21 protein-coding genes and 1 pseudogene are annotated in these 23723 nt (G+C 37.2%); 9 read left to right on the top strand and 13 right to left on the bottom strand.

Features of this window, described 5'->3' with window-relative positions; translation table 11 throughout:
• Positions 1-12: 12 nt before the first annotated feature.
• The 3 genes from CZ809_RS09955 to CZ809_RS09965 are packed head-to-tail and all read right to left on the bottom strand — an operon-like array spanning position 13 to position 3286.
• Complete coding sequence (locus tag CZ809_RS09955; RefSeq protein WP_080157435.1) at positions 13-690, bottom strand: sulfite exporter TauE/SafE family protein; 678 nt, start codon at positions 688-690, stop codon at positions 13-15.
• Positions 677-895 (bottom strand): cbb3-type cytochrome oxidase assembly protein CcoS, encoded by a 219-nt coding sequence (ccoS, locus tag CZ809_RS09960; protein WP_080157437.1) that lies wholly within the window; start codon positions 893-895, stop codon positions 677-679. The genes CZ809_RS09955 and ccoS overlap by 14 nt, the downstream gene beginning before the upstream one ends.
• Positions 896-3286: a heavy metal translocating P-type ATPase gene (locus CZ809_RS09965; protein WP_080157770.1), complete on the bottom strand. Its 2391-nt coding sequence runs from the start codon at positions 3284-3286 to the stop codon at positions 896-898.
• Positions 3287-3439: 153 nt separating this feature from the next.
• Here CZ809_RS09965 and CZ809_RS09970 point away from each other — a divergent pair, with 153 nt between their 5' ends.
• A complete protein-coding gene (locus tag CZ809_RS09970; protein ID WP_080157438.1) occupies positions 3440-3883 on the top strand; it encodes a hypothetical protein in 444 nt (147 codons plus the stop codon).
• A 63-nt stretch (positions 3884-3946) separates the two neighbouring features.
• Here CZ809_RS09970 and CZ809_RS09975 read toward each other — a convergent pair whose 3' ends face one another.
• Positions 3947-4684 (bottom strand): SDR family oxidoreductase, encoded by a 738-nt coding sequence (locus tag CZ809_RS09975; RefSeq protein WP_080157439.1) that lies wholly within the window; start codon positions 4682-4684, stop codon positions 3947-3949.
• Between the two features lie 150 nt (positions 4685-4834).
• Here CZ809_RS09975 and CZ809_RS09980 point away from each other — a divergent pair, with 150 nt between their 5' ends.
• Both CZ809_RS09980 and CZ809_RS09985 read left to right on the top strand, forming a co-directional pair.
• A complete protein-coding gene (locus CZ809_RS09980) occupies positions 4835-5998 on the top strand; it encodes an FIST signal transduction protein (protein ID WP_080157441.1) in 1164 nt (387 codons plus the stop codon).
• Between the two features lie 5 nt (positions 5999-6003).
• Positions 6004-8100, top strand: coding sequence for an ATP-binding protein (locus tag CZ809_RS09985; protein ID WP_080157442.1), 2097 nt, complete (start codon positions 6004-6006; stop codon positions 8098-8100).
• Positions 8101-8409: 309 nt separating this feature from the next.
• Here CZ809_RS09985 and CZ809_RS09990 read toward each other — a convergent pair whose 3' ends face one another.
• On the bottom strand, positions 8410-8844 hold the full coding sequence (locus CZ809_RS09990; RefSeq protein WP_080157444.1) for a helix-turn-helix domain-containing protein: 435 nt from the start codon (positions 8842-8844) through the stop codon (positions 8410-8412).
• A 693-nt stretch (positions 8845-9537) separates the two neighbouring features.
• Here CZ809_RS09990 and CZ809_RS09995 point away from each other — a divergent pair.
• The 4 genes and pseudogenes from CZ809_RS09995 to CZ809_RS10010 all read left to right on the top strand — a co-directional run.
• A pseudogene (locus CZ809_RS09995) lies at positions 9538-10557 on the top strand (ISNCY family transposase); the annotation flags it as partial.
• A 504-nt stretch (positions 10558-11061) separates the two neighbouring features.
• On the top strand, positions 11062-11856 hold the full coding sequence (locus CZ809_RS10000) for a winged helix-turn-helix domain-containing protein (protein ID WP_080157445.1): 795 nt from the start codon (positions 11062-11064) through the stop codon (positions 11854-11856).
• Positions 11846-12265 carry a hypothetical protein gene (locus CZ809_RS10005; RefSeq protein ID WP_080157446.1) on the top strand — a complete coding sequence of 140 codons (420 nt, stop codon included), beginning with the start codon at positions 11846-11848 and terminating at the stop codon, positions 12263-12265. The genes CZ809_RS10000 and CZ809_RS10005 overlap by 11 nt, the downstream gene beginning before the upstream one ends.
• A 120-nt stretch (positions 12266-12385) precedes the next feature.
• A complete protein-coding gene (locus tag CZ809_RS10010) occupies positions 12386-12631 on the top strand; it encodes a hypothetical protein (protein WP_080157448.1) in 246 nt (81 codons plus the stop codon).
• Between the two features lie 34 nt (positions 12632-12665).
• Here CZ809_RS10010 and CZ809_RS10015 read toward each other — a convergent pair whose 3' ends face one another.
• The 3 genes from CZ809_RS10015 to matP form a co-directional block, all read right to left on the bottom strand.
• The gene (locus CZ809_RS10015; protein WP_080157449.1) at positions 12666-13067 is read right to left on the bottom strand and encodes a PPC domain-containing DNA-binding protein; all 402 of its coding nucleotides are present in this window, start codon (positions 13065-13067) and stop codon (positions 12666-12668) included.
• A gap of 64 nt (positions 13068-13131) precedes the next feature.
• On the bottom strand, positions 13132-13437 hold the full coding sequence (locus CZ809_RS10020; protein ID WP_080157450.1) for a DUF3634 family protein: 306 nt from the start codon (positions 13435-13437) through the stop codon (positions 13132-13134).
• A 66-nt stretch (positions 13438-13503) separates the two neighbouring features.
• Positions 13504-13965 (bottom strand): macrodomain Ter protein MatP, encoded by a 462-nt coding sequence (gene matP / locus CZ809_RS10025; RefSeq protein ID WP_080157452.1) that lies wholly within the window; start codon positions 13963-13965, stop codon positions 13504-13506.
• Positions 13966-14161: 196 nt separating this feature from the next.
• Here matP and CZ809_RS10030 point away from each other — a divergent pair, with 196 nt between their 5' ends.
• Positions 14162-15877 carry an AAA family ATPase gene (locus CZ809_RS10030; RefSeq protein WP_080157453.1) on the top strand — a complete coding sequence of 572 codons (1716 nt, stop codon included), beginning with the start codon at positions 14162-14164 and terminating at the stop codon, positions 15875-15877.
• A 68-nt stretch (positions 15878-15945) separates the two neighbouring features.
• Complete coding sequence (fabA, locus tag CZ809_RS10035; protein WP_045029019.1) at positions 15946-16461, top strand: 3-hydroxyacyl-[acyl-carrier-protein] dehydratase FabA; 516 nt, start codon at positions 15946-15948, stop codon at positions 16459-16461.
• A gap of 331 nt (positions 16462-16792) precedes the next feature.
• Here fabA and rmf read toward each other — a convergent pair whose 3' ends face one another.
• The 5 genes from rmf to rlmKL form a co-directional block, all read right to left on the bottom strand.
• Entirely contained in the window at positions 16793-16966 is a 174-nt protein-coding gene (gene rmf, locus CZ809_RS10040; RefSeq protein WP_036794667.1) for a ribosome modulation factor, read from the bottom strand.
• Between the two features lie 171 nt (positions 16967-17137).
• On the bottom strand, positions 17138-19192 hold the full coding sequence (locus CZ809_RS10045; protein ID WP_080157455.1) for a DUF3466 family protein: 2055 nt from the start codon (positions 19190-19192) through the stop codon (positions 17138-17140).
• A complete protein-coding gene (gene uup / locus CZ809_RS10050; protein WP_080157457.1) occupies positions 19192-21126 on the bottom strand; it encodes an ATP-binding cassette ATPase Uup in 1935 nt (644 codons plus the stop codon). The genes CZ809_RS10045 and uup overlap by 1 nt, the downstream gene beginning before the upstream one ends.
• Positions 21127-21132: 6 nt before the next feature.
• Positions 21133-21393, bottom strand: a complete 261-nt coding sequence (locus CZ809_RS10055) for a glutaredoxin family protein (RefSeq protein WP_080157458.1) — start codon at positions 21391-21393, stop codon at positions 21133-21135.
• On the bottom strand, positions 21394-23532 hold the full coding sequence (gene rlmKL, locus CZ809_RS10060; RefSeq protein WP_080157459.1) for a bifunctional 23S rRNA (guanine(2069)-N(7))-methyltransferase RlmK/23S rRNA (guanine(2445)-N(2))-methyltransferase RlmL: 2139 nt from the start codon (positions 23530-23532) through the stop codon (positions 21394-21396). It lies immediately after the preceding gene.
• Between the last annotated feature and the right edge of the window lie 191 nt (positions 23533-23723).

Below are 23723 nucleotides of genomic sequence, written 5' to 3' on the forward strand. Positions count from 1 at the left end.
GTGTTAAAAACCTTACCATATTTGATTGATTGCAATGTAACCAGTATGAATACCGTAAATGATGATAAATAATCCATTTATACGTTTGAAATAACTGTTGTTCAATAATGATTTGAATTTGTCAGCAATAGATCCAAGAGCAAGCATTGCAGGTAAAGTACCTAAGCCAAAAGCAAGCATAATAATCATACCATCAATAGCACTACCAGAGACTGCCGCCCACGTTAATGTTGAGTACACTAATCCGCAAGGCAACCATCCCCAAAGGAAACCAAAAGGGATCGCTTTTAGCGGTGATGTTAATGGTAGAAAGTGTTTTGTTAGCGGTAAAATGAAACGCCAAATAACATGTCCTATACGCTCAATATGCGTCAAACCTGACCACCATTTACCAATATACAACCCCAATATAATCATCATGATAGAAGCTAATATTCGCAGTGAAATCAATATATTAGTTAACCCACTTAAGGCAGTAACTTCAACCACGACCTGACTAACAATCAAGCCAGCGATCATGTAAGAACTGATACGACCAAGGTTGTAATAAAGTAAATATATCCAATGGTGCTGGGGCTTGTTTGGCATCCCGATGGTTACCGCCGCAGCAATACCGCCACACATACTAATACAATGACCAGCTCCAGTTAAACCTATGAGTAATGCAGCAACAAAGTTAAGTTCGGTCATTACTAGAATCAGATATTGTAGTAGTGTTTTTTATTGATGTTTTAGGACAATGTTGAGGCTTTTCGACATCGTCATCAAACAAAATATTGTGCCCTTGGCGCTCTAAATCCTCAAATTGATTATTGTGTACAGCCCATAAAAAAACCATGATTGTAAGGCAAATAAAAATGAGCACTATAGGTATTAATATGTAAAGAATTGCCATTTATCTTAATAACCTTAAAGAATTTGATACAACAATAATCGAACTTGCGGACATACCTATAACAGCAATATAAGGTGCAACAAGCCCAGCGACAGCCAATGGAAGAATAATTAAATTATAGCCTAATGCCCACGCTAAATTTTCTCGAATAATATTACGAGTACGTAAAGCTAATTGACGCGCAGTTATAATAGATAATAAATTATTGCCCAATAGCACCATATCTGCTGATGATTTAGCAATATCAGTCCCACTACTAAGGGCGATAGACAGGTGAGATCCTGCTAAAATAGGGGCGTCATTAATACCATCACCAATCATCAATGAAACATCCGTTGCGGGTATTTTCTTTAAAAAATTCAATTTACTCATCGGGGTCATATTGGCATGTAAATTATCAATATTTACTTGTTTAGCAACACGTTGGGCATGAATAGAATTATCTCCTGTTAACATTGTCACTTTTATTCCTTGTTGCTTGAAGCTATCAATCAGTTGCTTACTATCTTGTCGAAGTGGATCTTCAAGCTTAAATGCCGCAACGATATGGTTTTCGCACGAAAGCCATATTGAATAGGCATCAGAGTATTCAATATCAGTAGGATGACCTAAATAGGGTTGATGATGTCGTACAAATTCATACTTACCAATGCGCCATTGTTGGTTATTAATTATGCCGCTCAAACCATAACCGACAATATTTTCAACACTGTTAAAAAGAGGCATTTGTGCTTGATAAGGAAGAAAAGGTTTAGTTAATGGGTGATTAGCATAACGTTCTAATTCAGCAGCATAAGTAAGCACATCAGATGTGGAATATTGACCAAAAACGGTTGTTGTAACTAATTGAATATTGCCCTCGGTTAGAGTGCCTGTCTTATCGACAATGACATGGTTCACTTTGCACAGAGTTTCAAGAACGTGACCACGTCGAACCAATAACCCTAATCGACCAAGACTTGATGTTGAACAAGTTAAAGCCGTTGGTGTTGCAAGTGACAGTGCGCAAGGACAAGTTGCAACTAACACTGCCAATGTTATCCATAATGCATCTTGTGGGCGATAAACTTGCCAGTATAGCCATGTCATTAAAGCAACAACGAGAATAACGGCCACAAAATAACGAGCAACATTGTCAGCCATTACTGCAATTTTGGGCTTAGAATATAAAGCATGATCTTGTAATCGTATGATACTAGAGATAAAGGTATCTTTACGGTTATGTGTTACTTTTATGGTTATATTGCCATTGCCATTTAGCGTTCCTGCAAAAACATGGGCATTTTTAGATCGTTTAACCGCGATTGATTCTCCCGTCAGCATTGATTCATCGATAGTCGTTGAGCCTTGAATGATAACGCCATCAGCTGGTAAATATTCCCCAGGCAGCACTGTGACAACGTCACTTTCTTTTAATGTTTTAGCAGCTACTTGTTCACCAGATGCGAGAGTGGCCATTGTTGGAATAAGCTTTAATAGGTTAGCACTGATGGCTGTTGCATGACGCCGTGCTCGCATTTCTAAAAAGCGACCAAGAAGTAGGAAAAAAGTGAACATCGAAATTGATTCAAAATACACTTCACCTTGATCGGTAATTGTGGCATATATACTCGCACTATAAGCACAGAGTAAGGCAATGGAAACGGGGACATCCATCCCTAATGTGAACCCTTTAATATTACGCCATGCATTAAGGTAGAAAGGTAATGCTGAATATAATAATACCGGTGTTGTAATAAACAGACTTATCCAACGTAAATAGTGCCTAAAACTATTCTCATGCTTATCGAAAACGTCAAAGTAGAGTGCAATGGCCAACATCATTACTTGCATCGTTGCAATGCCTGCTACGCCTAATTTATAAAGATAATGACGCATCGTTTGTTGGTATTGTTGTTCTTGCTTATCAACTTCAAACGGTGCTGCTTTATAACCGAGTTGATGCATAATCGTGAGTAATTGGCTTAACTTTATCAATGAGTCGTCCCACACTAATAAAGCACGATGAGTTGTAATATTAACTTCAACCGTAATAACACCGCTTTGTTTATATAGTTGTTTTTCGATTAACCATGCACATGCAGCACAGGAAACACCATCGACAGAAAGCAAAATTTCTTTATGGTGTTGTGCATTTTCACTCACAAAATCATCTTGAATATCTTGATGATCATAAAGTAATAATGTCTTTAAATGATTAGGAATTAAGTCAGTTTTTTGAGCGGGTTGGGTTCGATATTCATAATAATTAGTTAAATCATTTTCAACGATCATTGTTGCAACCGCTTTACACCCAGCACAGCATAAATGGCGAGATTCGCCGAGAACTTCAACGCTAAATTCACATTTATCAGGTATTGGTTCACCACAATGATAACAACCTTGAATCATGGGTGGTGTTATACTTGTTGAGGTCATTTATTGCTATACCCATGTAATTAAATAGGAAAAAAATTAGCTCCTTATAAGGTTAGCACTTAATATCACGTATAAAGTATTTTAGTTTCAGAACATATCAGAATAGTAACTAAGGAATAAATAGACATGGCAGCACAAAAATTAACACGAGGACGATTAATTCAAATTATTGTTTTAATGATTATTTTAATCTCTGCTTTTGTTTGGAGAACAGTAACATACCAACCAAAAACACCGAATCAAGCGCAGATAACCACCTGTAATTTGAATGCTGGAAACTGTGTATTTACTATTAATAATAAGCAGGCTACGGTCACATTATTATCAAAAGAACCACAAGCAGATACACCACTTGAACTGCATATTAGTAATATTGATGTAGCTCCAAGCGCAACTGTTAGCGGTATTACTATGAATATGGGTATATTGCCGATTGAATTTACGCAACAAAAGGATGGTTGGCTTGGTAAGTTTACTGTTCCTAATTGTACCCACGATAAGATGACATGGGCTATTGATCTTAAAGTTAATAACGATATTTATTCATCACAATTTACTGTCATTAAATAAATGCAATTCGACGCTATTTTGCGCCGAATACCTTATACAGAGTAAAAGTATTGTCACAATTTTTTACTCTGTATAAATCATTTTCTTTGTCATTCCGCCATCAATAACGAAATTTTGCCCTGTAATAAATCCCGATTGAGTACAAATTAAAAGCTCTATTACCTCAGCAATATCATCAGTATTTCCAACACGCCCACTAATATGTTGTTGATGATCTGATTGGCTTAGGATGTCGTTTGTAGCATTTATCCAACCAGGTGAAACACAATTTACTTTTATTTCTGGACCTAAACTTACCGCTAATGCATGCGTTAAAGAAACAATGCCTCCTTTAGTTGCACTATAAGCCTCGGTATTCGCCTCTGATTGTAATGCCCGTGTTGAAGCAATATTAACAACACTTCCATGTGAGGCCTTTAATAAAGATAAACATTGTTGCGTGACCATTAACGGCGCTGTTAAGTTAACATCAATAATACGCTGCCATTCATCAATGGGTAATAAATCTAATGGTGTGTTATAAGGATTGGCAATCGCGGCATTATTAACAAGGCCATTGAGTTGACCAAATTGTAATGTGATCTCATTAATAATTGTTGTGAGGTCATTTTTATTAGTTACATCCGCAGGCCAAAAACGTATTTTAGGATTATCGGCAACAAGTTGATGACCAGCATCAATATCAATATCGATAGCAATGACGATATTATTTTTATTGGATAAATATTGGCAAATACCTTTACCAATACCTTTTGCACCACCTGTAACCAAGATAACATTTTGAGTAATTGAATGTGACATAACACTCCATGCGTCGATTAACTGTACTATGATAGGAGATAACGGGTTAATTCTTAATAATAAGATAAAAAATAACAATTAAAAATGATTTGCTTACTGATCGTATTCAGAAAAATGATTATGATAGGGGAAAATTAAAAAGATATGGCTATGGATATTGCAACAAGTTTTTCTTTGCTAAATAATTCTCACGACGCAATTGTTGAAGCTATCAATAAATTAGATGAGAAAATAGCACCACCATCATTATTATTGCTGTATTTTTCAGAAGATTACGATTGCAATATTTTACAAGCAACGTTGACTGAACATTACCCAAATACTCCTTTTCTTGCATGTTCATCTTGTCAGGGTTTTATGACAGAAGAGGGATATATAAAAGGACAAGGTATCGCACTTTGGGCTATTAATGACATCGTTGGTACTTATGGAACATCTATTGTTTCCTCTAATAGTTCTATATTTAATATAGCGCGACAGGCAATACTCAAAGCAATTAATAATAGTGGACGTATTGGTGAAGCTCCGGCATTAATATTACTTCATGCAACACCGGGTAATGAAGAAGAGGTTATTCGAGGCATAGAAGATGTTGTCGGAAAAAACATTGCAATCATAGGTGGTAGTGCGGCAGATAATAATGTAGAAGGTAAGTGGCAGATATTTAATCAAGAACAACAAACACAACAAGGTATAGGTATTGCAGTATTTTATCCTAATTGTGAAATAAGTTTTTCTTTCCACTCCGGTTATGCCGCAACAGAGTATTCTGCGATTGCAACAAAAGTACGTGGTCGTGACGTTATTGAATTAGATCATCAACCTGCAGCTGATGTTTACCAAAAATGGATCCAACAAAAATTTGAAGCGAACAGCAGTATTATAAACGAAAGCAGTTTAAACCCTCTTGGTCGTTTAGTCGGAACTATTCATGATTTACCGTATTTTAAATTAGCGCATCCTTTGATGGTCACACAAACGAATGGATTGAAAATGTTTGCCTCAATTATTGAAGGCGAGCGTTTATATTTTATGACGGGTACAGATGCGCGCTTAATAACGCGAGCTGGACGAGTAATTACGGCAACTAATGGTATTAAATTAAATCCTATTGGCGGTCTAACGATATATTGTGCTGGGTGTATGCTTAAAGTTCAACAACGTATGAAAGAAGTTGCTGTTTATGTAAATATAGCCATGCATAATAAACCTTTTGTTTGTCCATTTACTTTTGGAGAGCAAGGACAATTTGTTACGGGTGAGAATGCTCATGGCAATTTAATGATTTCAGCTGTTGTTTTTCATAGGGACTAATAATTATGATTAGTAGTGATTCAGAAAAACTACAAGAAACATTATTAGATCTTCAGCGTACCCAAGAACGAGAAACACAATTACGAATAGAGAATGCGGCTATTCTAGAAGGTGTTTCTGCAATGGCTGGCGCCAATAATAAACGACAAGTATTTAATAGCTTATTAGAAGTATTAAGAAAGTTCATTGCCTTTGATAATGCAATAGTTTTAACGCGTGACGACGAAGCATCTGATTTACAAGTATTAATGAGTACAGTAACGGCCCTTGATTTAAGTCATTGGCAAGTAAGCAGCACCTTTAATCGCTGCATAAACGGAGAATGTATTGCTTTATATTCACCTAAAGACATTGAAGAATTTAAAAATAAAAGTCCTGATTTATTAAATATTTGTCATTCTAGTTTAATCACTGGCGTAAAAATCAGCTCAGGCGATGCGATGATCATTCTTATGAGCTGTGAAAAAGGGCATTTCACATCAAGTTGTCGTCGGGTTCTTAATAGATTCAGACCATTACTTGAACGAGCGATTATAGATATTGATTACCGTGAACGATTACAGTCATTAGTGACCGCCAGGACTCAAGAATTAATTCATAGTCAGCAACGATTTAAAGATTTTGCACGTACTGTTGGTGATTGGTTCTGGGAAATTGATACAGACTATAAATTTAGCTATATTTCGGCCCCTCAAATTGCTAACCATTTAATAGATAAAGATAATATATTAGATTTTTTTGGTGACCATGAAGATTTCAAGCAAAAATTTCGTACACAATTACAGCAAAATAAATCGTTTGAAGATCTTGAATGGCAATTATTTATTGATGAAAAAGAACAATGGCTAAGTTTTAGTGGAACACCTTACTATAGTAAGCATGGTGTATTACTGGGCTATCGTGGTACGGTAAAGAATATTACTGTAAGGAAAAAACGGCTATTTGATTTACAGCAAGCCCGCCAACAAGCAGAAGCGGCTAACAAAGCTAAATCACAATTTATCGCTATGATGAGCCATGAAATACGCACTCCATTAAATGCTGTATTAGGTTTAATGGATATGTTGTCGTCATCAGGTTTGGAAAATGAGCAACAACAATGGCTAGGGCAAATGGAGCAATCAGCACATTTACTGTTAACCATTATCAATGACATCCTTGATTTATCACGTATTGAATCAGGCAGTTTTGAGTTGTTCAACAGTAATATAAATCTTTCTAATAGTATTGTTTTAGTAAAGAACCAACTTCAACCAGAGGCTAATAAAAAAGGCATACTCCTTGAATGTAATATTTCTAAATCAATTCCTGAATACATTTTTGCCGATAAGAATCGAATTATTCAAATCATGTTTAATCTCATTGGTAATGCGATTAAATTTACAGATGACGGTTCAGTTAAAATTGTGGCCAATAAAATAGATAACGATATTGAAATTTCTGTTTTTGATACCGGAATTGGTATTGCAGAAGATGCTCAAGAAAATCTATTTCATCCATTTCATCAAGCAGATGGTAGCATCACTCGTAAGTATGGTGGTACAGGATTAGGGTTAACGATCAGTCAGCTATTGATTAAAAAAATGCATGGCAACATTACACTTAATAGCCAATTGGGTGTTGGCAGTTGTTTTAAAATAATCTTTCCAATTAATCCAGCCATTGATCAGATTACGAGTTTAACGACTGATAAGTTAACACATTCAACACGGCCTCTAGATATATTACTTGCAGAAGACAGTCCAACTAATCAGTTAGTCGCTAAATTAATGCTAGAGCGTCGAGGACATAAGGTTACCATAACCAATCATGGGCAAGAAGCCGTTTTAAAACTGTTACAGTGTCACAAAACGTATGATTTAGTGCTTATGGATATCTCAATGCCAGTTTTAGATGGGTTAGAAGCAACAAAACACATCAGAAAGCTCAATATTAACATTCCAATCGTTGCTTTAACGGCAAATGCAATGCAAAGCGATCAATTTCTTTATCAGCAAGCTGGTATGAATGGTTTTTTAGCCAAACCAATACAGCCTGAAGAGCTAGATTTAATGTTAGAGAAATACCAAAATCTGAAATCTATTAGCAAAGTATCTTCATAAACGATTATTGACAGACGAACTAAACGGACAATTTTAATGGTTGTCCGTTTTTTTGGTTTTTGATCTATGAGTAATTAATACTTAATTTAAGTACCAAGCAAAATGAACATGTGCGGCAGTATTTAAATTAAGTGTTAATTACCTATTTTATGGTAAATAGCCAATACTGTTAAATAGCAGGTTTTGTTGATAAAGCACAAGATAGAGAGGAGTACTTAAACGTAGGTTCATACAATATAACATCAGATACTGAACATTTAATACCGTATTTAACATAATATACATAATGCGCACTGAGGTATCAGATTATTATTTACGTTTCTTTCTAGCTCGTTTAGCCTGATTCTTTGATGACGGCTTAGGTTCATTAGTTGCTGGTTTGATGTTTCGATTTGAATCATTGTTGCAATCTGAATCATTGTGTCGATTTGAAACATTGTTTCTAGCTGGAACATTTGATTTTATTCTAACTGGCATTTTAGTATCTATATATTGAACAGCCTGACCTCCAGTAATCCCTAAAGACCACCCATCAGGTAATCTTTCGCCACGCCGTTCAGCAGATACCGTACATTGTAAATATCGAGCGGCATAAAGTGTACGGTTATCAATTTCCATAAGATTCTTTTCAAGTCGATAAACTGTTGTTCGAGAAATACCAAGATGCTCAGCAAATTGAGATTGATTCAAACCTAAAAGCAACCGAATACCTTGAAACTCCATAAAACGCTCTAAATCAGCCATAACCAAACCCTAAAAAGAAAGATGTTTCATCTTGGCACATAGTGTTTCAATATGCAACACCGAAACCTTTCCCCCCGTGTTACTAGGCGGGGGGTGAAAAAGCCCCAAAAAGAGCCAAATACACAAGAATAATTTACCGATTATTCTTAAATAGAATTAATTTGATTGATGAACCAATTAATGAAGTAAAACCAGATACGTGACATAAAAATGCGAATGGCGCTAAAGCTTGCCTCCCTCCGCATTTTTTTATTATTGCTTGGTAATTTGAAAATTGTTAACAGATTCCCTACTACTTTAAAGAAACCTTTATTGCAGTAGAGACGAACTAAAAGCAAAAGATGCTTGGCAGGATGGTGATTTTATTTAGTTACTAAAAAATCACCCAGTGATGATATATCGAGGATGCAATAATGACGTGAAAGATAAGCGGCTTAGTATCTACGATGTTCCAAGCAAAAACCAAACCTCCAATTCGCATTATGGAATTATATTAAATGTTGACCAAAGAAAAACGATTCTCGTCCCTCGCCCACGTTTGACTATGGTCAAGCAAAGCCAAGCATTCAACATAATTGCATTGAACATAATGCGCACTTAAGTTGTAGGTCCCATTTAGAAATGTCATGTTGAACTATCTTCAGATCATAGGTTTTGCTATGAACTGGAATCAATAAATGTTGCTCACTATGACTGAACTTGAGCTGTCGTCAAGTATCTCGATTAGTAAAACGCTTTACTCAGTTCGGTGCTAGCGGATTACTTTCACAACAACGCGGTGTGCCAAGTAATCATCGCTATGATGATAATCTTAGGCTGCGTATTTTAAATCTCATCCACGAATATTATTCAGACTTTGGACCCACATTGGCACGTGAAAAATTGATTGAACGTCACGGCATTAAAATTGGATTAGAAACCTTACGCCAACAATGGATGATCGCTGATGGCTTTTGGGTACCACATTTCAAACGTAAGCCTCGTGTTTATCAATCTCGTCATCGTCGTGATTGTTATGGCGAGTTAATTCAAATAGATGGTTCACATCACGATTGGTTTGAAGGCCGCAGCGACAAATGTTGTTTGTTGGTTTTCATTGATGACGCCACCGGCAAACTGATGAACTTACGTTTTAGTGAAACAGAATCTGCGTTTGATTACATGGTCGCCACGCGTGAATATGTTGAACACCATGGTAAGCCCACTGCTTTTTACAGCGATCGACATGCGGTGTTTCATGTCAGTAAACGGGATGCGAAAACCAACCGCGTGACTCAGTTTGGTCGTGTATTACATGACTTAAACATTGAATTGATTTGCGCAAACAGCTCTCAAGCCAAAGGTCGTGTTGAGCGTGCCAACAAAACCTTACAAGATCGCTTAGTCAAAGAAATGCGTTTACAACACATTGATAATATTGAACAAGCTAATGCGTGGCTCCCCGACTTTATCACTGATTTTAACCAACGTTTTGCTAAAGCTGCTCAATATCCTAAAGACATGCATCGGCCATTACGTGAATCTACAGATGAATTACATGATATTTTTGCATGGCAAGAGCCAAGAAAAGTATCAAAATCACTGACATTTCAATACGACAAAGTTATCTATTTGATTGATCCAACTGAAGAAAACCAATGGCTTGTGCATCAAGTCGTTAAGGTTCTTGATCGTCCAGATGGCACCATTGCGATCCAATATGGTCATCGAAATTGGTTTTTTTTTAGATGTTTGAAAAATGCCTAACTTCCCTGCTTTATAATCTTAGCTTTATCACTATAGCTTATTTAACACTATTTTTATCGTAATCAACATCCATTGATTAAGGCAGAATTCAACAAAATATATCAGTCTCTATGAATAATATCCCCTTTTATTGCCTATTTTTAGCCATAAAAAACCAGCGTTTTGCTCTTCGTATTTAAATTTTCTGCACTATCAGTATCATAAAATATAAGTTATCTTGCATTAATCAGGCAGAAAATTAACATTTACGATAAAAATACTTAGATTTAAGACAATAATGTATAGATTATCTTTTAAAGAGAATAAATCATGTCGAAGAGTTATAGGTTTTATGATAGTTATACCCGTTTCACAATTGCATATTTAGCGGTTTTGTATAGAATACTAAGACACTGTCTCTACTTTGATATTGTGTATTTGATGACAATTTAGTTATTGTTTTATAGCTAAAACTGATAGATAAGAATAAAAATGAACGATGAAGTAAACGGCGGTTGTAAACGTCTTGGGCGTTTCGATGTTGATTTTGCACGTAGAACCATAACGCGGATTAGTGATGGTGCTTTTATTAAAGCATCACGATCGGAAACCTTAATTTTCACTCTTCTTGCTGAAGCTGCTAATAATACAATATATAGAGAAGTTTTATTAGCTGAATGCTGGCAAGGTAAAATTGTTACCAATAATTCATTAACGGTTGCAATTAAAAATTTACGTACTGCCTTTACTAAAATTGGTGAACATAAAATAATAACAACGGAGCCTAAATTAGGTTACTGTATTCGGCAAACAGCACTGATTGACGATGGTTCTCACCCTCCGAAAAATAATGTTGTAAGTAATGAAGACAAAAATATACATGTAATAAATGAAACTCAACCTATTGTTAATTTAGAAAAAAAAGAAAATTTGATTCATCAAGAATTAGATAATGTGACCGTTAAAAAAACACGTAGTCGCAATATTAAACTTCTTGATATTATTATTGGCCTTGCTTTTTTCTTTACTACATTAATAATTTGTTATCGTTTTTTGTTTTTTGTTGATACAACTTCTGTTGAGGGCTTACCTGTTATTTATAATGGTATTGATTTACCTAAGCCAGTACAGAATGCAATATTACAGAATGATAATAGCAGTATAAGCCAATGGTATGCCTTCCCGATGAGTAAAGGATGTAATTATTATCAATTGTTTAGCATAAGTAATGGCCATTTTGTTGATTTCTCATCAACCGTTAAACAGGAAATTTGTAGTGTTAAATAAAGCGCTTATTGGCATTATTAGTGCTATTGTTTTTTTATTAATCCAAGCAATTATCAGCTCGGTAAATACGAAAGCTACATATGAGTTTTCAACAAAAAATAATAACGCTACACAAGATACATTACAGTTAACATTAAATGATGGTCATGCATCAATGGTGATTTCACGAAAATGTAGTACGAATAATTATTATTCTAGTCGTTTTAATGGTTTATTTCTACGATTCCAAAATCATTATTACTTATTAGGAATGGAACATTTAGATAATAATAATTCACAATTAATGTTTAGTAACTTTTTTATAGATTCATTGCGTTCTGGTGATGCTATTTATATATCACGCTCTCCTTTCTCTTGTCAAAACACGGATTTCTCAGAGATTTTAATAGGCAAAAGAACAATAAGTTAGAGTATTGAAGCCATCGAGAGGTGGCTTTTTTATAAGATATATTAAAAGTTATAGTGCATTAGAATAAAAGGTTCACTGATTGCTATCTTCTTGATATTATTAATAACAAAAGGAGTATCTATGGCAATTACAATTAGAGATATCGATCAGCATTATTACATGATTGAAGCATTAAAATCTCTGACAGAAACAAATGTAACAACAAAGGCATTAATTAAGGGTGGTTATTTAGCCGTTGAAATAGGTGAAAAATTAGAACAAGAAACAATTCTACGATTAAAAGCAGAAAATGAACTAGCTGAATTAAAAGAAAAAATAGCCTTTTTTATTCAAAGTAAAGAAGCATTAATGAAATCTATTAGATAACAATTACAGCCCAAGAATGCATCACTTGGGCTAATTAGTTATTGTTCGATATAACCAATTCATCAAACCCAGTTTGACGATCATATTCACACTCAAATCTTAAATTATTATATTCAATCATACAGAGCTCTGCGGTATAAGACACTATACAACCAGGAACTAAATGACCACCATATACCCGCCCTTCACCATTAGCTACAGATATATGTATATGAACATGTTTAGGTGTTAATGTTCCAGACAAAGATATAATTTCTAATGGTCCATCGAGATGTAATATTTTTTGCTCATTTGCTAATCTGATTTTAGCTTGAGATAAACAACCAACACCTGTTAATAATGAACCAGATTGTATCTTATTTAATTGAATAAATTCTAATAGTGAATGACGTAGATCATCCCCTTTTAATAATCGTTTTGCGTAAGGAGTTATCATTTTAAACCTTATTTAAATAAAAAACGCACCGTTAATGATAGCGTTTTTTATTTAAAATCCACATTTACGCTCTTTTTCCACGTTTAGATGTAGATACATTATGAGGGAAAACATTTTTTATACGTTGTTTTACTTTTTGTGGAATTGTATTTGAAAAATCTAATTTGGTAGCAAATCGTGTTTTATATACTTTTACACGTCCAGAAAATGGGGTTTTATGGGCAATATCTCGACACGCAGTTTGAAATCCCGTAGGTACTTGCCCTTTTGTCTTGATAAGATCACCATCTTTAAACTCTAGTACCATTATAGGTCGATCTTTAAATACAAGAAAAATGACCACAACAGCTAATAAAAGAACATATTCCATTACACACTCCTTAATAATAAAGTTTAGCTTGAAAGAAAAGCCCCAACGACTTTATCAAAAAGTATATTATTCAAAAGAATCTGAATTAAGTAGTTGGTTAAGATCGTTCTTCAAATTTGAAACGGTTTTACTTGCTTGTTCGGTTCGAGAGCTTTCACTGATCAAGTATTCGATTGTGTCTGATAACGTTGAACCTAACTCTTGTGATTTTTCAGCTAATTTTTCCCAAACGCGATAATCCAGATCAATCGATTTCTTTTTGGTATGCGTCTGTTCAGAATTAAAATGTCGCTTTCGTTTGGCTCTAATGGCTTGTTTTAGTTTATTTTCTAAACTATTCGCCATATTATTATTAATCCACTCGATAACCTTGGTTGGTTCATGCTCAATCGCAAGCAAGGTTTGTATTGCTGCGTCAGCTTCACTTTGATCAATAAAGCTTGTTATTGCCTCTCCTTCTTTCCATTTTTTCACCAAATAAGTCCATTTCCAACCTGCTTCAAGGTTCTCAAGTTGCTGATATTTCATAGGATTGATAATTCTCAAACTATTTAGGTTAACTGTTACAGTGTAACTCTTGATCGGTAAAATGACAATCAATTCTCTTAATATTAAGTCGGCTTAATATTGAAATTTAAATATAGACGATAAGTGTCTATTATGAGCCCTTTGATTGCTTTATACTGCACATCTTTATCACAGTAACAATAGAAATCATAAATTTATGCATGAAGAATCTTGGCGTAACATGTTTCCAGATTACAGCCCGTATCAGCACGTATTAGATCAATATGATGATCTAGAACCTACTCTGGTCGGCATCCTTCAGTCCCGCTTGTCAGATGCTATACGCCGCTTCACCGCGATGAATTTACAGCCACGCATTCTACGCATTACAGCTTCTGATAACACGTTATATCGTGATTACATTATTGAATTGCTAAAAAAAAGTATTAATAAATCAAGTGTAAATAATGGAAACACAGTAGAACAACCCATCATCATTGCTGGTGACAACGTCACTCATGAGAAGTTATTTGGCGCAGTTTATCCGGCTAAAGACGGTGAAACACAACCACAATTAAAACACGGTCTACTTCATCAAGCCCATAACGGTTACCTTGTTTTATCTATTACAGCCATTTTAAGTGATCCTAGCTTATGGCCACAGTTAAAAAATGTTCTGATGGATGGCCAACTTGAATGGCAACCTATCACGAATAAACGTCTCTATGAAATACCAGTATCAGAAACAGTTAACGTTAAGCTTATAATTATAGGCGAACGTTATCTCATGGCTGAGCTTGATGCTGCTGAGCCGGATTTAAGTGATGGTATGGCAATGTATGGTGAATTTGAGCAAGATCTATTGCTTAATGAAGCAACGCTGACCGATTACATCCGTTATGTTAAAGGTATTAGCCAATACTATAACTTACCTGCTCTTGCTGACTCAGATGCGATCCATGCTTTATTACTGGCAGGTGCTCGCCACGCAGAAGATCAAACACGTTTACCTTTATGTCCATTATGGCATTTAAATTTACTGTCAGAAGCATCAGTCGAATCAGAAGGCAAGCCTATTACTGCGGGTAACATTAAAGCGTCGTTAAGGGCAAAAGAATACCGCGAGTCATATTTACCTGAACGTGCTATTGCAGATATTCATCATGGCCAAGTATTAATTGCCACTGAAGGCGAAGAAATTGGTCAGGTAAATGGCTTAACTGTTGTTGAAATGCCAGGACACCCGAGCGCTTATGGCGAACCGGCTCGTATTTCATGTGTGGTCCACTTTGGTGATGGTGATATTACTGACGTTGAACGAAAAGTTGAACTTGGCGGTAATATTCACGCAAAAGGCATGATGATTATGCAAGCCTTTGTTGCGACAGCACTCGATTTAGATCAAGCGCTTCCCTACTCTGCGTCGATTGTTTTTGAACAATCCTATTCAGAAGTTGATGGTGATAGCGCATCATTAGCTGAACTTTGTGCATTAATGTCTGCATTATCATTGCAACCGATTAATCAAGAGATTGCAGTGACTGGTGCTGTTGACCAATTTGGTCGTGTACAAGCGGTTGGCGGTATCAACCAAAAGATTGAAGGCTTCTATAAGGTTTGTGTTCATCGTGGCCTTACTGGCAATCAGGGTGTGATTTTACCGCATACGAATCTATCTAGTCTTTGCTTAAACGACGAAGTGATTGAAGCAATTAAAGCGAAACAATTCCATGTTTGGGCGGTAAATAATGTTGATGAGGCAATCCCTCGTCTTACAAATAAAGCGTTCCGCAGTGAAAATGAGGACGACGAAACTATCCTCTCTTTAATTGAAGAACGCATCGATTATTTCCACCATGGTGACCTTTCAAGTGAGATTGGTATTGTGAATCGACTTCGATTAATGATATCCAACTGGTTGGGCCAGAACTGATCCGAGTTGTTTAGCGTACACGTGTAAGCTAAATTGCTTGCATACTTTTGAAGGAGTAAATGATTCTAATGACACGCCAGAATTCTTATACACACGAAGAACTAGTTGCATGTGGTAAAAGCGAGCTATACGGTCCTGAATTTCCATCACTACCAGTAGATAATATGCTGATGATTGACCGTGTTGTGAATATCTCTGCAGAAGGTGGAGACCACGGCAAAGGGTTTATCCATGCGGAATTAGATATCAATCCTGATCTATGGTTCTTTAACTGCCACTTTATCGGTGATCCAGTAATGCCAGGTTGTCTTGGCTTAGATGCTATGTGGCAACTTGTTGGTTTCTTCCTTGGCTGGTCTGGCGGTGAAGGTAAAGGCCGTGCACTTGGTGTAGGTGAAGTTAAATTTACAGGCCAAGTACTACCAACAGCTAAAAAAGTCACTTACGATATTCAGCTTAAACGTGTTATTAATCGTAAGCTTATTATGGGAGTTGCGGATGGTCGCGTACTTGTTGATGGCAAAGAAATCTATGTTGCTAAAGATCTTAAAGTAGGTCTATTCAAAGATACCGATAACTTCTAATTCGATTAGAAGCTAACACATTAAAGCTCTGAAGTTTTCTTCAGGGCTTTTTTTTACCCGTTTTATACTGATGAACAATATTTAATATTCTATCGCATCCACCAGCAATTACCTCAAGCAATTACCTCAAGCAATACTTCTACAAATATACTGTCTTTCAACATTAATGCTAGCTAATTTAAATTCCAACAGCAATAAATCAAAAATAGATAGCTTATTGTGCAAGGGTAATCATCAACGCCACGCAAAAATGATAGCAATAATACTTGTTATAATAAAAAGCCCCTTCTCCTAAGGGGCCTCAGAAAGGTTAACCATGAGGGAGGTTATCTTATTTATAGAGACCTTGTTGCATTTCCTCTCTTGCGTCTCGCCAACCGCCTAACCAATTCGTACGGGCGTCAGTACCGTTGTACGGACAATCATCTGTAGAACGGCCATTCAAACCGGCTTGATAACCTCGAGCTTGTGCGCGTTCTAAACGATCCCGCTTTTGTCTCTTCATAGTTCGATCCTCATCCTTATCTGTTTGGTACTTTTCATTACAATAAAGTAATGACGGAGTGTTATGACTCCTTTATTAAAAATGGGTCAAATTCTAAAATTGATCAAGCTCAAAAACAAAACGGGCCCACAAATTGTGAGCCCGTTGCAATTAAACAATTTAATTAAAAAATTATTTTCTTCTTCTGAAACCAATAAAGCCTAACGCTGTCAAAGCTAAAATACCTAGTGAGCCACCAGAACGCTTCAACGGTTCATCTTCATCTTTTACACGAGGTTGAATATCATTAGCGGTTGCATTTGCATTAGGCACTAGCTTAACGATGACACGTTGCTCTGTACCATTACAGTGTGCAAGGTTACTAAGATTCGCATAGCCACCTTGACAGTAATAAGCAGTTGCCGCAATTACACCCGCATTATTAACACCAGTCGCGTCTAAAATACGGTATGAGTTTGCTACAGAACCCGCACCAGCATTTGGATCATTAGTTAGGTCATCAAGCATCCACGCTTTATTTGGAGCAAGTACAACCTCACCATTGGCATTCTTAATAACAGAATTATTTGTCATATAAGTAAATGCGCGATGACGTGCTTCTTTACCTTTACTTGCTTCAATATCAACCCAGCCTACAACTTGATCATTATCATTGACTGCGGCTGCATTACTGTTTGAATCTTTGAAGAAAATAGCGGGAGCTAGATCATCAAAAAACTGCGCTTTACTTTGTCCTGCTTTGTAAACGAATGCACGTTGTGGCTTTTCACCATTACCTTTTGCATCACCTACAATTACAGACTTATTGTTAACGCCATTTGCCATAGTGTAAGTAAAGTCACGATCATCACCTGGCTTAATATCTAATCCAGGAATTAAAGTACGTGTCCATGACGTTAAATCAGCCGATTTTGGAGTAAAATATGCTGCTTGTATTGCGTAAAAGTCATCTCTAACATCTGTTGTTGAATAACCAACAGCAATTGGAGCACCATTAGTATCCAGTGCTACCGCTTGAGCAGATGCTTGGAATGATAATGCGTCATTGTCTTTATCAATAACAGCTAAACCATCACGATTATCACCGCTACCCGCCGTAATGGCATGAGATGTTACAGTCCCATCGGTATCCACCAGCCAATATGCAGCTTCGTTTGCAAACGTACTAAACTGACATTCCCAATTTGCATACAGATTATCTGATGACTTAATTGCACATTGCTTCATTGTGTTAAAATTTAGCGGATGTGAGCCATTATTTAAAATATCATCAGAGCTTGGTAATTTATTATCATCTTCACGATCTTTACCATCACTATCTTTAGCAAAGAAACTAGGCGCATAAGACGATGAACCAACAACAAGTAACTTACCGTCAGTCATAGCAACAGCATCATTAGCCTGTGTTTGTCCCATATTTGAAACAAGCGCATTTGATGTAGTTACAGGCGCTAATTGAACAGACTCACCGTTAGTATTAACAAAACCGCGCTTTTCAAATGCGCGAGGCATACCAGAGCCATTCTTAAATAATGACGATGACGTAATACCGTAAACAAAATTAGTTCCTACAGCGCCCTTTACAAGCGTGTCTGTAGTGTCGGCAATAATATTACCAAGGTTTGCTTTTTGAGTACCATCGTATTTTGTAGCATCAGTAGCAAAAGAATCTACAGCTTCACCATTCAATAAGCCTTGAGCATTAGAATGGTAACCGTATACCCAAGCGGCTAACTTTTTCTGTAAGCCACCTACGCCTTGGCCATTCCATTCGTCATCATCAGTGTATTTCAGACCAAAAAACTGACTTTCAGCCCAAACATCACAAGTGCCATAACCTAAGTAATCATCACAATAGCGGCGTAATTCATATTGATTAACGATTTCTTGGCTATTTTGATTATACGGCGTTACATCTGCAATCGGTGTACCTTCTGTACCACGACGAGCAACACCTGTAACAGTGTAATCATCAACAGCACACTCAGTACCTGTAAAACAGTTAGCATTCTCAGCTGATGGTTTAATACCCGTACTTGATACAGTGATCGGCGTACTGTTTGCGTTAGCTTGAGCTTCTGCAAAATAATCTTGATTAGCGAGTTGCTTAACGCCGGCACTATCAGCATTTGCAACAGGTACAACAGTATATACAGCAGCACTCGCTTGTGATGCCCCTGCAATTAAAATAGCAAGTGTAGAAAGCTTTAACATCTTATGTGGCATTAGGATTCCTTTTGCATCGCGTCCAGCTCTTCCCATCGTTCAAAAGCTACTTCAAATTCTTCTTCAAGCTTAGCTAAAGCTGTTAGCGTCGCTTGAGTATCTTTTTTCGGATCCGAGAAAAACGCAGGATCATTAACTTGCTCCTGCAATGTTGCGATTTCATTCTCTAAGTCTTCAATTTTTTGCGGTAAGCCTGCTAGCTCATGTTGAAGCGTAAAAGATAACTTCTTACCTGCACGTTTAGGTGTTGCTTGTTGCTGCTTTTGTTCTTGATCTGCTTTTTTCTTTTTTGCTAATTCAATTTGAGCAGCCTGCTCTTTTGCTTGATTTGCATAAGAATTAGCACGCTGAGATTGGGCATCATGGTAACCGCCAACGTATTCGTTAACAACGCCATCGCCTTCAAAAATCCAGCTTGTCGTCACAGTATTATCAACAAATTGACGATCGTGACTCACTAAAAGCAATGTCCCTTGATAATTGGCAAGAATATCTTCCAAAAGTTCCAATGTTTCGATATCTAAATCGTTTGTTGGTTCATCGAGAACCAATAAATTATTAGGTTTAAGGAACAATTTTGCGAGTAACAAACGGTTTTTCTCACCACCAGACAGTGCTTTAACCGGTGTACGGGCACGACGAGGATGGAATAAGAAATCTTGTAGGTAACCTAATGCATGACGCGTCTTACCATTAATGGTCACTTCCTGCTTACCATCAGCAAGGTTATCCATTACCGTTTTCTCTGGATCTAAAATTTCACGGTATTGGTCAAAGTAAGCCACTTCAAGCTTAGTACCACAATGGAAGTTACCTTCTGTTGCTTGTAATTTATCAAGCATCACTTTAATCAGCGTACTCTTACCACAACCGTTAGGACCAATCAGTGCAATACGATCGCCACGCATAACATTAAAGCTAAAGTCTTTAACGATTTGCTTCTCACCATAACTATACCCGATATTTTTAGCTTCAAAGACAATCTTACCTGAACGGTTAGCATCTTGTAGCTGCATATCAGCCTTACCTACAACGTCACGACGTTCACTACGCTCATTACGTAATGCTTTAAGCGCACGGACACGACCTTCATTACGGGTACGACGAGCTTTGATACCTTGACGAATCCATACTTCTTCTTGCGCTAGTTTCTTATCAAATAATGCGTTTTGTTCTTCTTCTACACGTAATAGTTCAGTTTTAGCATCTAAGTAAGCTTCATAGTCACCAGGGAAAGACACTAATTGACCACGATCTAAATCGATAATACGTGTTGCCATTGAACGAATGAATGCACGGTCGTGAGAAATAAAGATAATTGAACCACGGAAATCTTTTAGGAAACCTTCAAGCCATTCAATCGTTGTTACATCAAGGTGGTTTGTTGGCTCATCCAATAAAAGGATATCAGGATCACATACAAGCGCACGAGCAAGTGCCGCTTTACGTTGCCAACCACCAGAAAGGTCAGTTAACAATGTATGTGGTTCTAATTTTAAACTTTCTAGTACAGCGGCAATGCGTGTATCAAGCTGCCAACCATTATGGTGATCAACTTGTTCTTGAATGCGTGCTAGCTTATTAATATTTGCTTCACTAGGATCTTCTGTCACTAAATCTAACTGGTGGTGATATTCTCGTAATACACGACCGGCGTCAGCAAGACCTTCAGCAACATAATCAAATACTGAACCTTCAGCATTACGTGGTGGATCTTGCTCTAAGCGCGAAACCACCAGCTCGTTTTGACGTTGAATGCTACCGTCATCAAGTAATACCTCACCAGCAATCACTTTCATTAATGTTGATTTGCCAGCGCCATTACGACCAACAAGACAAACACGCTCATGAGAATGAAGAAGAAATTCTGCTTTATCAAGTAAAGCATGATCGCCATAGGCTAGTTGGGCGTTACTGATTTTAATTAGTGCCATCTTTTTTTAACCAAGCTCATTAGTAGTTAACCATGCTGTTAACCTATTCCGATCAAACGGCCAATGAAGTTCTGGCTTCGAAATAGTGTGATCATCATGATTTGAAATTGAGAGTACGGGTATTGTTACACCGTAACGAGAGAATAAAGCATCGTCAAAGGCAATATCAACGATGCTTACTTGATGCTGCACACCCATCTCCACCAGCAAACCATAAGCTTGCTCGCAGAGATGACATCCTTGTGTGCTATAAAGTGTTATTAACACTTAGTCTTCCTTGTGAGTGATAATCCAACAGTTATGGATTTGCTTATTCTTAGCGAAATCAAGTGGTAAAGTCTTATCTGAAATATTCTTAGCGTGCAAACCAAGTTCAGTCAGTTTTTCAAGATCCATCTTGAAGTGACGCTTATTGTTAGAGAATACAATCTGTCCTTCTGGACGCAGCATACGCTTTAAGTTTTCCATTAACATGATGTGATCACGTTCAATGTCAAACGTCTGCTTCATACGCTTAGAGTTTGAGAACGTTGGTGGATCGATAAAAATCAGATCAAACGTATCATCAACTTCTTGTAGCCACTGGAGACAATCAGCTTGAACAAACTCATGTTGATCACCTACTTGGTTATTAAGCTCCATGTTCTCTTGAGCCCAACGCAAGTAAGTATTCGACATATCAACCGTTGTTGTCGACTTAGCACCGCCGACTGCTGCATGAACCGTTGCAGAACCAGTGTAAGCAAACAAGTTAAGGAAATCTTTACCTGCTGCCATTTTACCTAGCATACGACGTGTAATACGGTGATCTAAGAATAGGCCTGTATCAAGGTAATCATAAAGATTCACTTTAAACTTAATACCGTATTCATCCACTGTCATGTGACGTTCTGCACTTGATAGCTTTTGGTATTGATTACGACCTTTTTGACGCTCACGTACTTTTAAAATAACTTTATTTGGCTCAACACCTGTTACTTCAATCGTGGCACGTAATACATCCATAATACGACGACGTGCGGTTTCTTCAGAAACTGTCTTTGGTGCTGCGTATTCTTGAATGATCAGATAATCATTGTATTTATCAATAGCAGCATTGTAGTTAGGAAGATCCGCATCGTAAATACGGTAACACTCAACGCCTTCACGTTTAGCCCACTTACCTAACTTAGCAATATTCTTCTTCAAACGGTTGGCAAAATCAGGGGCTACGTCTTCTTGAACAATAACGCCTTCTTTTTCGCCGTCTTCTTTCTTAACACTACCTGCCGTAATTAAGTATGTTTTAAGTACACAATCTAATGCACCGTTACTTAATTTAAATTGTTTGTCTGCACGCATACGCATACAACTTAGCAATTCATTTGAACCTGAGTAGATAGCCGCAACTGAACCTTCAAAGGCAAGTTTTAAACGGTTACCAAACTCTTTGTACAATGAGATAAGTTCAGATGTTGTACCTAAACGCTCACCGTAAGGAGGGTTACAAAGAATGATGCCAGTATCAAAGCCTTCTGGGCGAATCAGTTGTGTTGCATCACCATAGGCAAAATCAATCAAACTCTTCACACCAGCACGACCCGCGTTATCACGAGCAATCGCTAATACACGTTGATCCATTTCACGACCAAAGAACTTTGTGGTTACTTTTGCAGGACCACGACGCGCTTTCACTGTCGCTTCAGCATGAATCTCTAACCATGCTTCTTTGTCAAAGTCTTTAATTGACTCAAAACCCCAGCGCTTGCGTTTAAGGCCAGGGGCAATGTCAGCAGCCATCATAGCGGCTTCAATCACTAACGTACCTGAACCACACATTGGATCTAACAATGCAGTTTCTGGTGTCCAGCCACTTTTCATCACTAATGCCGCAGCATGAGTTTCACGAAGAGGTGCGCGACCGGCTTCGCTACGGTAACCACGTTGGTGTAAACCGCTGCCTGCCATATCTAGGCCAAGGATACCTTTCTCACCAGAAAGACGCATATGAATACGTAGATCTGGATTTTCACGATCGATATTAGGGCGACGAAGATCCGCTTTAGTAAAACGGTCAACAATCGCATCTTTGATTTTCATCGCACCGTATTGGCTATTACGAATTTCACGGTTAGTACCATTGAAATCAACCACAATACGGGTATTGCTATCAAAGTGGCTCATCCAATTAATCGCCGTTGCACCTAAGTATAAGTCCATATCATCACGGACATTAAACTCACTCAACACTTGGATGATTCGAGAGGAAATACGAGTCCATAGACAGCAACGATAAGCCATTGCTTGATCTGCTTTAAAACGGACACCGGCATGCACAACTTGAATGTTTTGTGCACCTAATTGTTCTAGTTCATCCGCAAGCAAGTTTTCTAGGCCGCGGGAAGTAATCGCTAAATATTGATTCATGGCGTTCTTTTCACACTAATATTGCGTCGAATTATAACTGAAATCACATTAAATACCTCGCTTTTACCACAATCAATTTCCTAATTAGATGAAAAAACCAGCCTTTGATAACTGATAGGCCTTTTAACCTCGTTTTTTGAACACAAATTCAGCGCATCTTTTTACTAGTAGATCATTCACCCTATCAAAAA

The sequence above is a fragment of the Photobacterium piscicola genome (genome assembly GCF_900166965.1).
GTDB lineage: Bacteria > Pseudomonadota > Gammaproteobacteria > Enterobacterales > Vibrionaceae > Photobacterium > Photobacterium piscicola.

Excerpts from the sequence above, each read along its gene's own strand:
- CZ809_RS10020 (WP_080157450.1), bottom strand. The coding sequence starts at position 13,437 with ATGGAATATGTTCTTTTATTAGCTGTTGTGGTCATTTTTCTTGTATTT.
- CZ809_RS10015 (WP_080157449.1), bottom strand. The coding sequence starts at position 13,067 with ATGATAACTCCTTACGCAAAACGATTATTAAAAGGGGATGATCTACGT.
- CZ809_RS09975 (WP_080157439.1), bottom strand. The coding sequence starts at position 4,684 with ATGTCACATTCAATTACTCAAAATGTTATCTTGGTTACAGGTGGTGCA.
- CZ809_RS10010 (WP_080157448.1), top strand. The coding sequence starts at position 12,386 with ATGGCAATTACAATTAGAGATATCGATCAGCATTATTACATGATTGAA.
- CZ809_RS09985 (WP_080157442.1), top strand. The coding sequence starts at position 6,004 with ATGATTAGTAGTGATTCAGAAAAACTACAAGAAACATTATTAGATCTT.
- CZ809_RS09980 (WP_080157441.1), top strand. The coding sequence starts at position 4,835 with ATGGATATTGCAACAAGTTTTTCTTTGCTAAATAATTCTCACGACGCA.
- CZ809_RS09990 (WP_080157444.1), bottom strand. The coding sequence starts at position 8,844 with ATGGCTGATTTAGAGCGTTTTATGGAGTTTCAAGGTATTCGGTTGCTT.
- CZ809_RS10030 (WP_080157453.1), top strand. The coding sequence starts at position 14,162 with ATGCATGAAGAATCTTGGCGTAACATGTTTCCAGATTACAGCCCGTAT.
- fabA (WP_045029019.1), top strand. The coding sequence starts at position 15,946 with ATGACACGCCAGAATTCTTATACACACGAAGAACTAGTTGCATGTGGT.
- CZ809_RS09955 (WP_080157435.1), bottom strand. The coding sequence starts at position 690 with ATGACCGAACTTAACTTTGTTGCTGCATTACTCATAGGTTTAACTGGA.
- CZ809_RS10000 (WP_080157445.1), top strand. The coding sequence starts at position 11,062 with ATGAACGATGAAGTAAACGGCGGTTGTAAACGTCTTGGGCGTTTCGAT.
- rlmKL (WP_080157459.1), bottom strand. The coding sequence starts at position 23,532 with ATGAATCAATATTTAGCGATTACTTCCCGCGGCCTAGAAAACTTGCTT.
- CZ809_RS09970 (WP_080157438.1), top strand. The coding sequence starts at position 3,440 with ATGGCAGCACAAAAATTAACACGAGGACGATTAATTCAAATTATTGTT.
- ccoS (WP_080157437.1), bottom strand. The coding sequence starts at position 895 with ATGGCAATTCTTTACATATTAATACCTATAGTGCTCATTTTTATTTGC.
- CZ809_RS09965 (WP_080157770.1), bottom strand. The coding sequence starts at position 3,286 with ATGATTCAAGGTTGTTATCATTGTGGTGAACCAATACCTGATAAATGT.
- uup (WP_080157457.1), bottom strand. The coding sequence starts at position 21,126 with ATGGCACTAATTAAAATCAGTAACGCCCAACTAGCCTATGGCGATCAT.
- matP (WP_080157452.1), bottom strand. The coding sequence starts at position 13,965 with ATGAAATATCAGCAACTTGAGAACCTTGAAGCAGGTTGGAAATGGACT.
- CZ809_RS10045 (WP_080157455.1), bottom strand. The coding sequence starts at position 19,192 with ATGCCACATAAGATGTTAAAGCTTTCTACACTTGCTATTTTAATTGCA.
- rmf (WP_036794667.1), bottom strand. The coding sequence starts at position 16,966 with ATGAAGAGACAAAAGCGGGATCGTTTAGAACGCGCACAAGCTCGAGGT.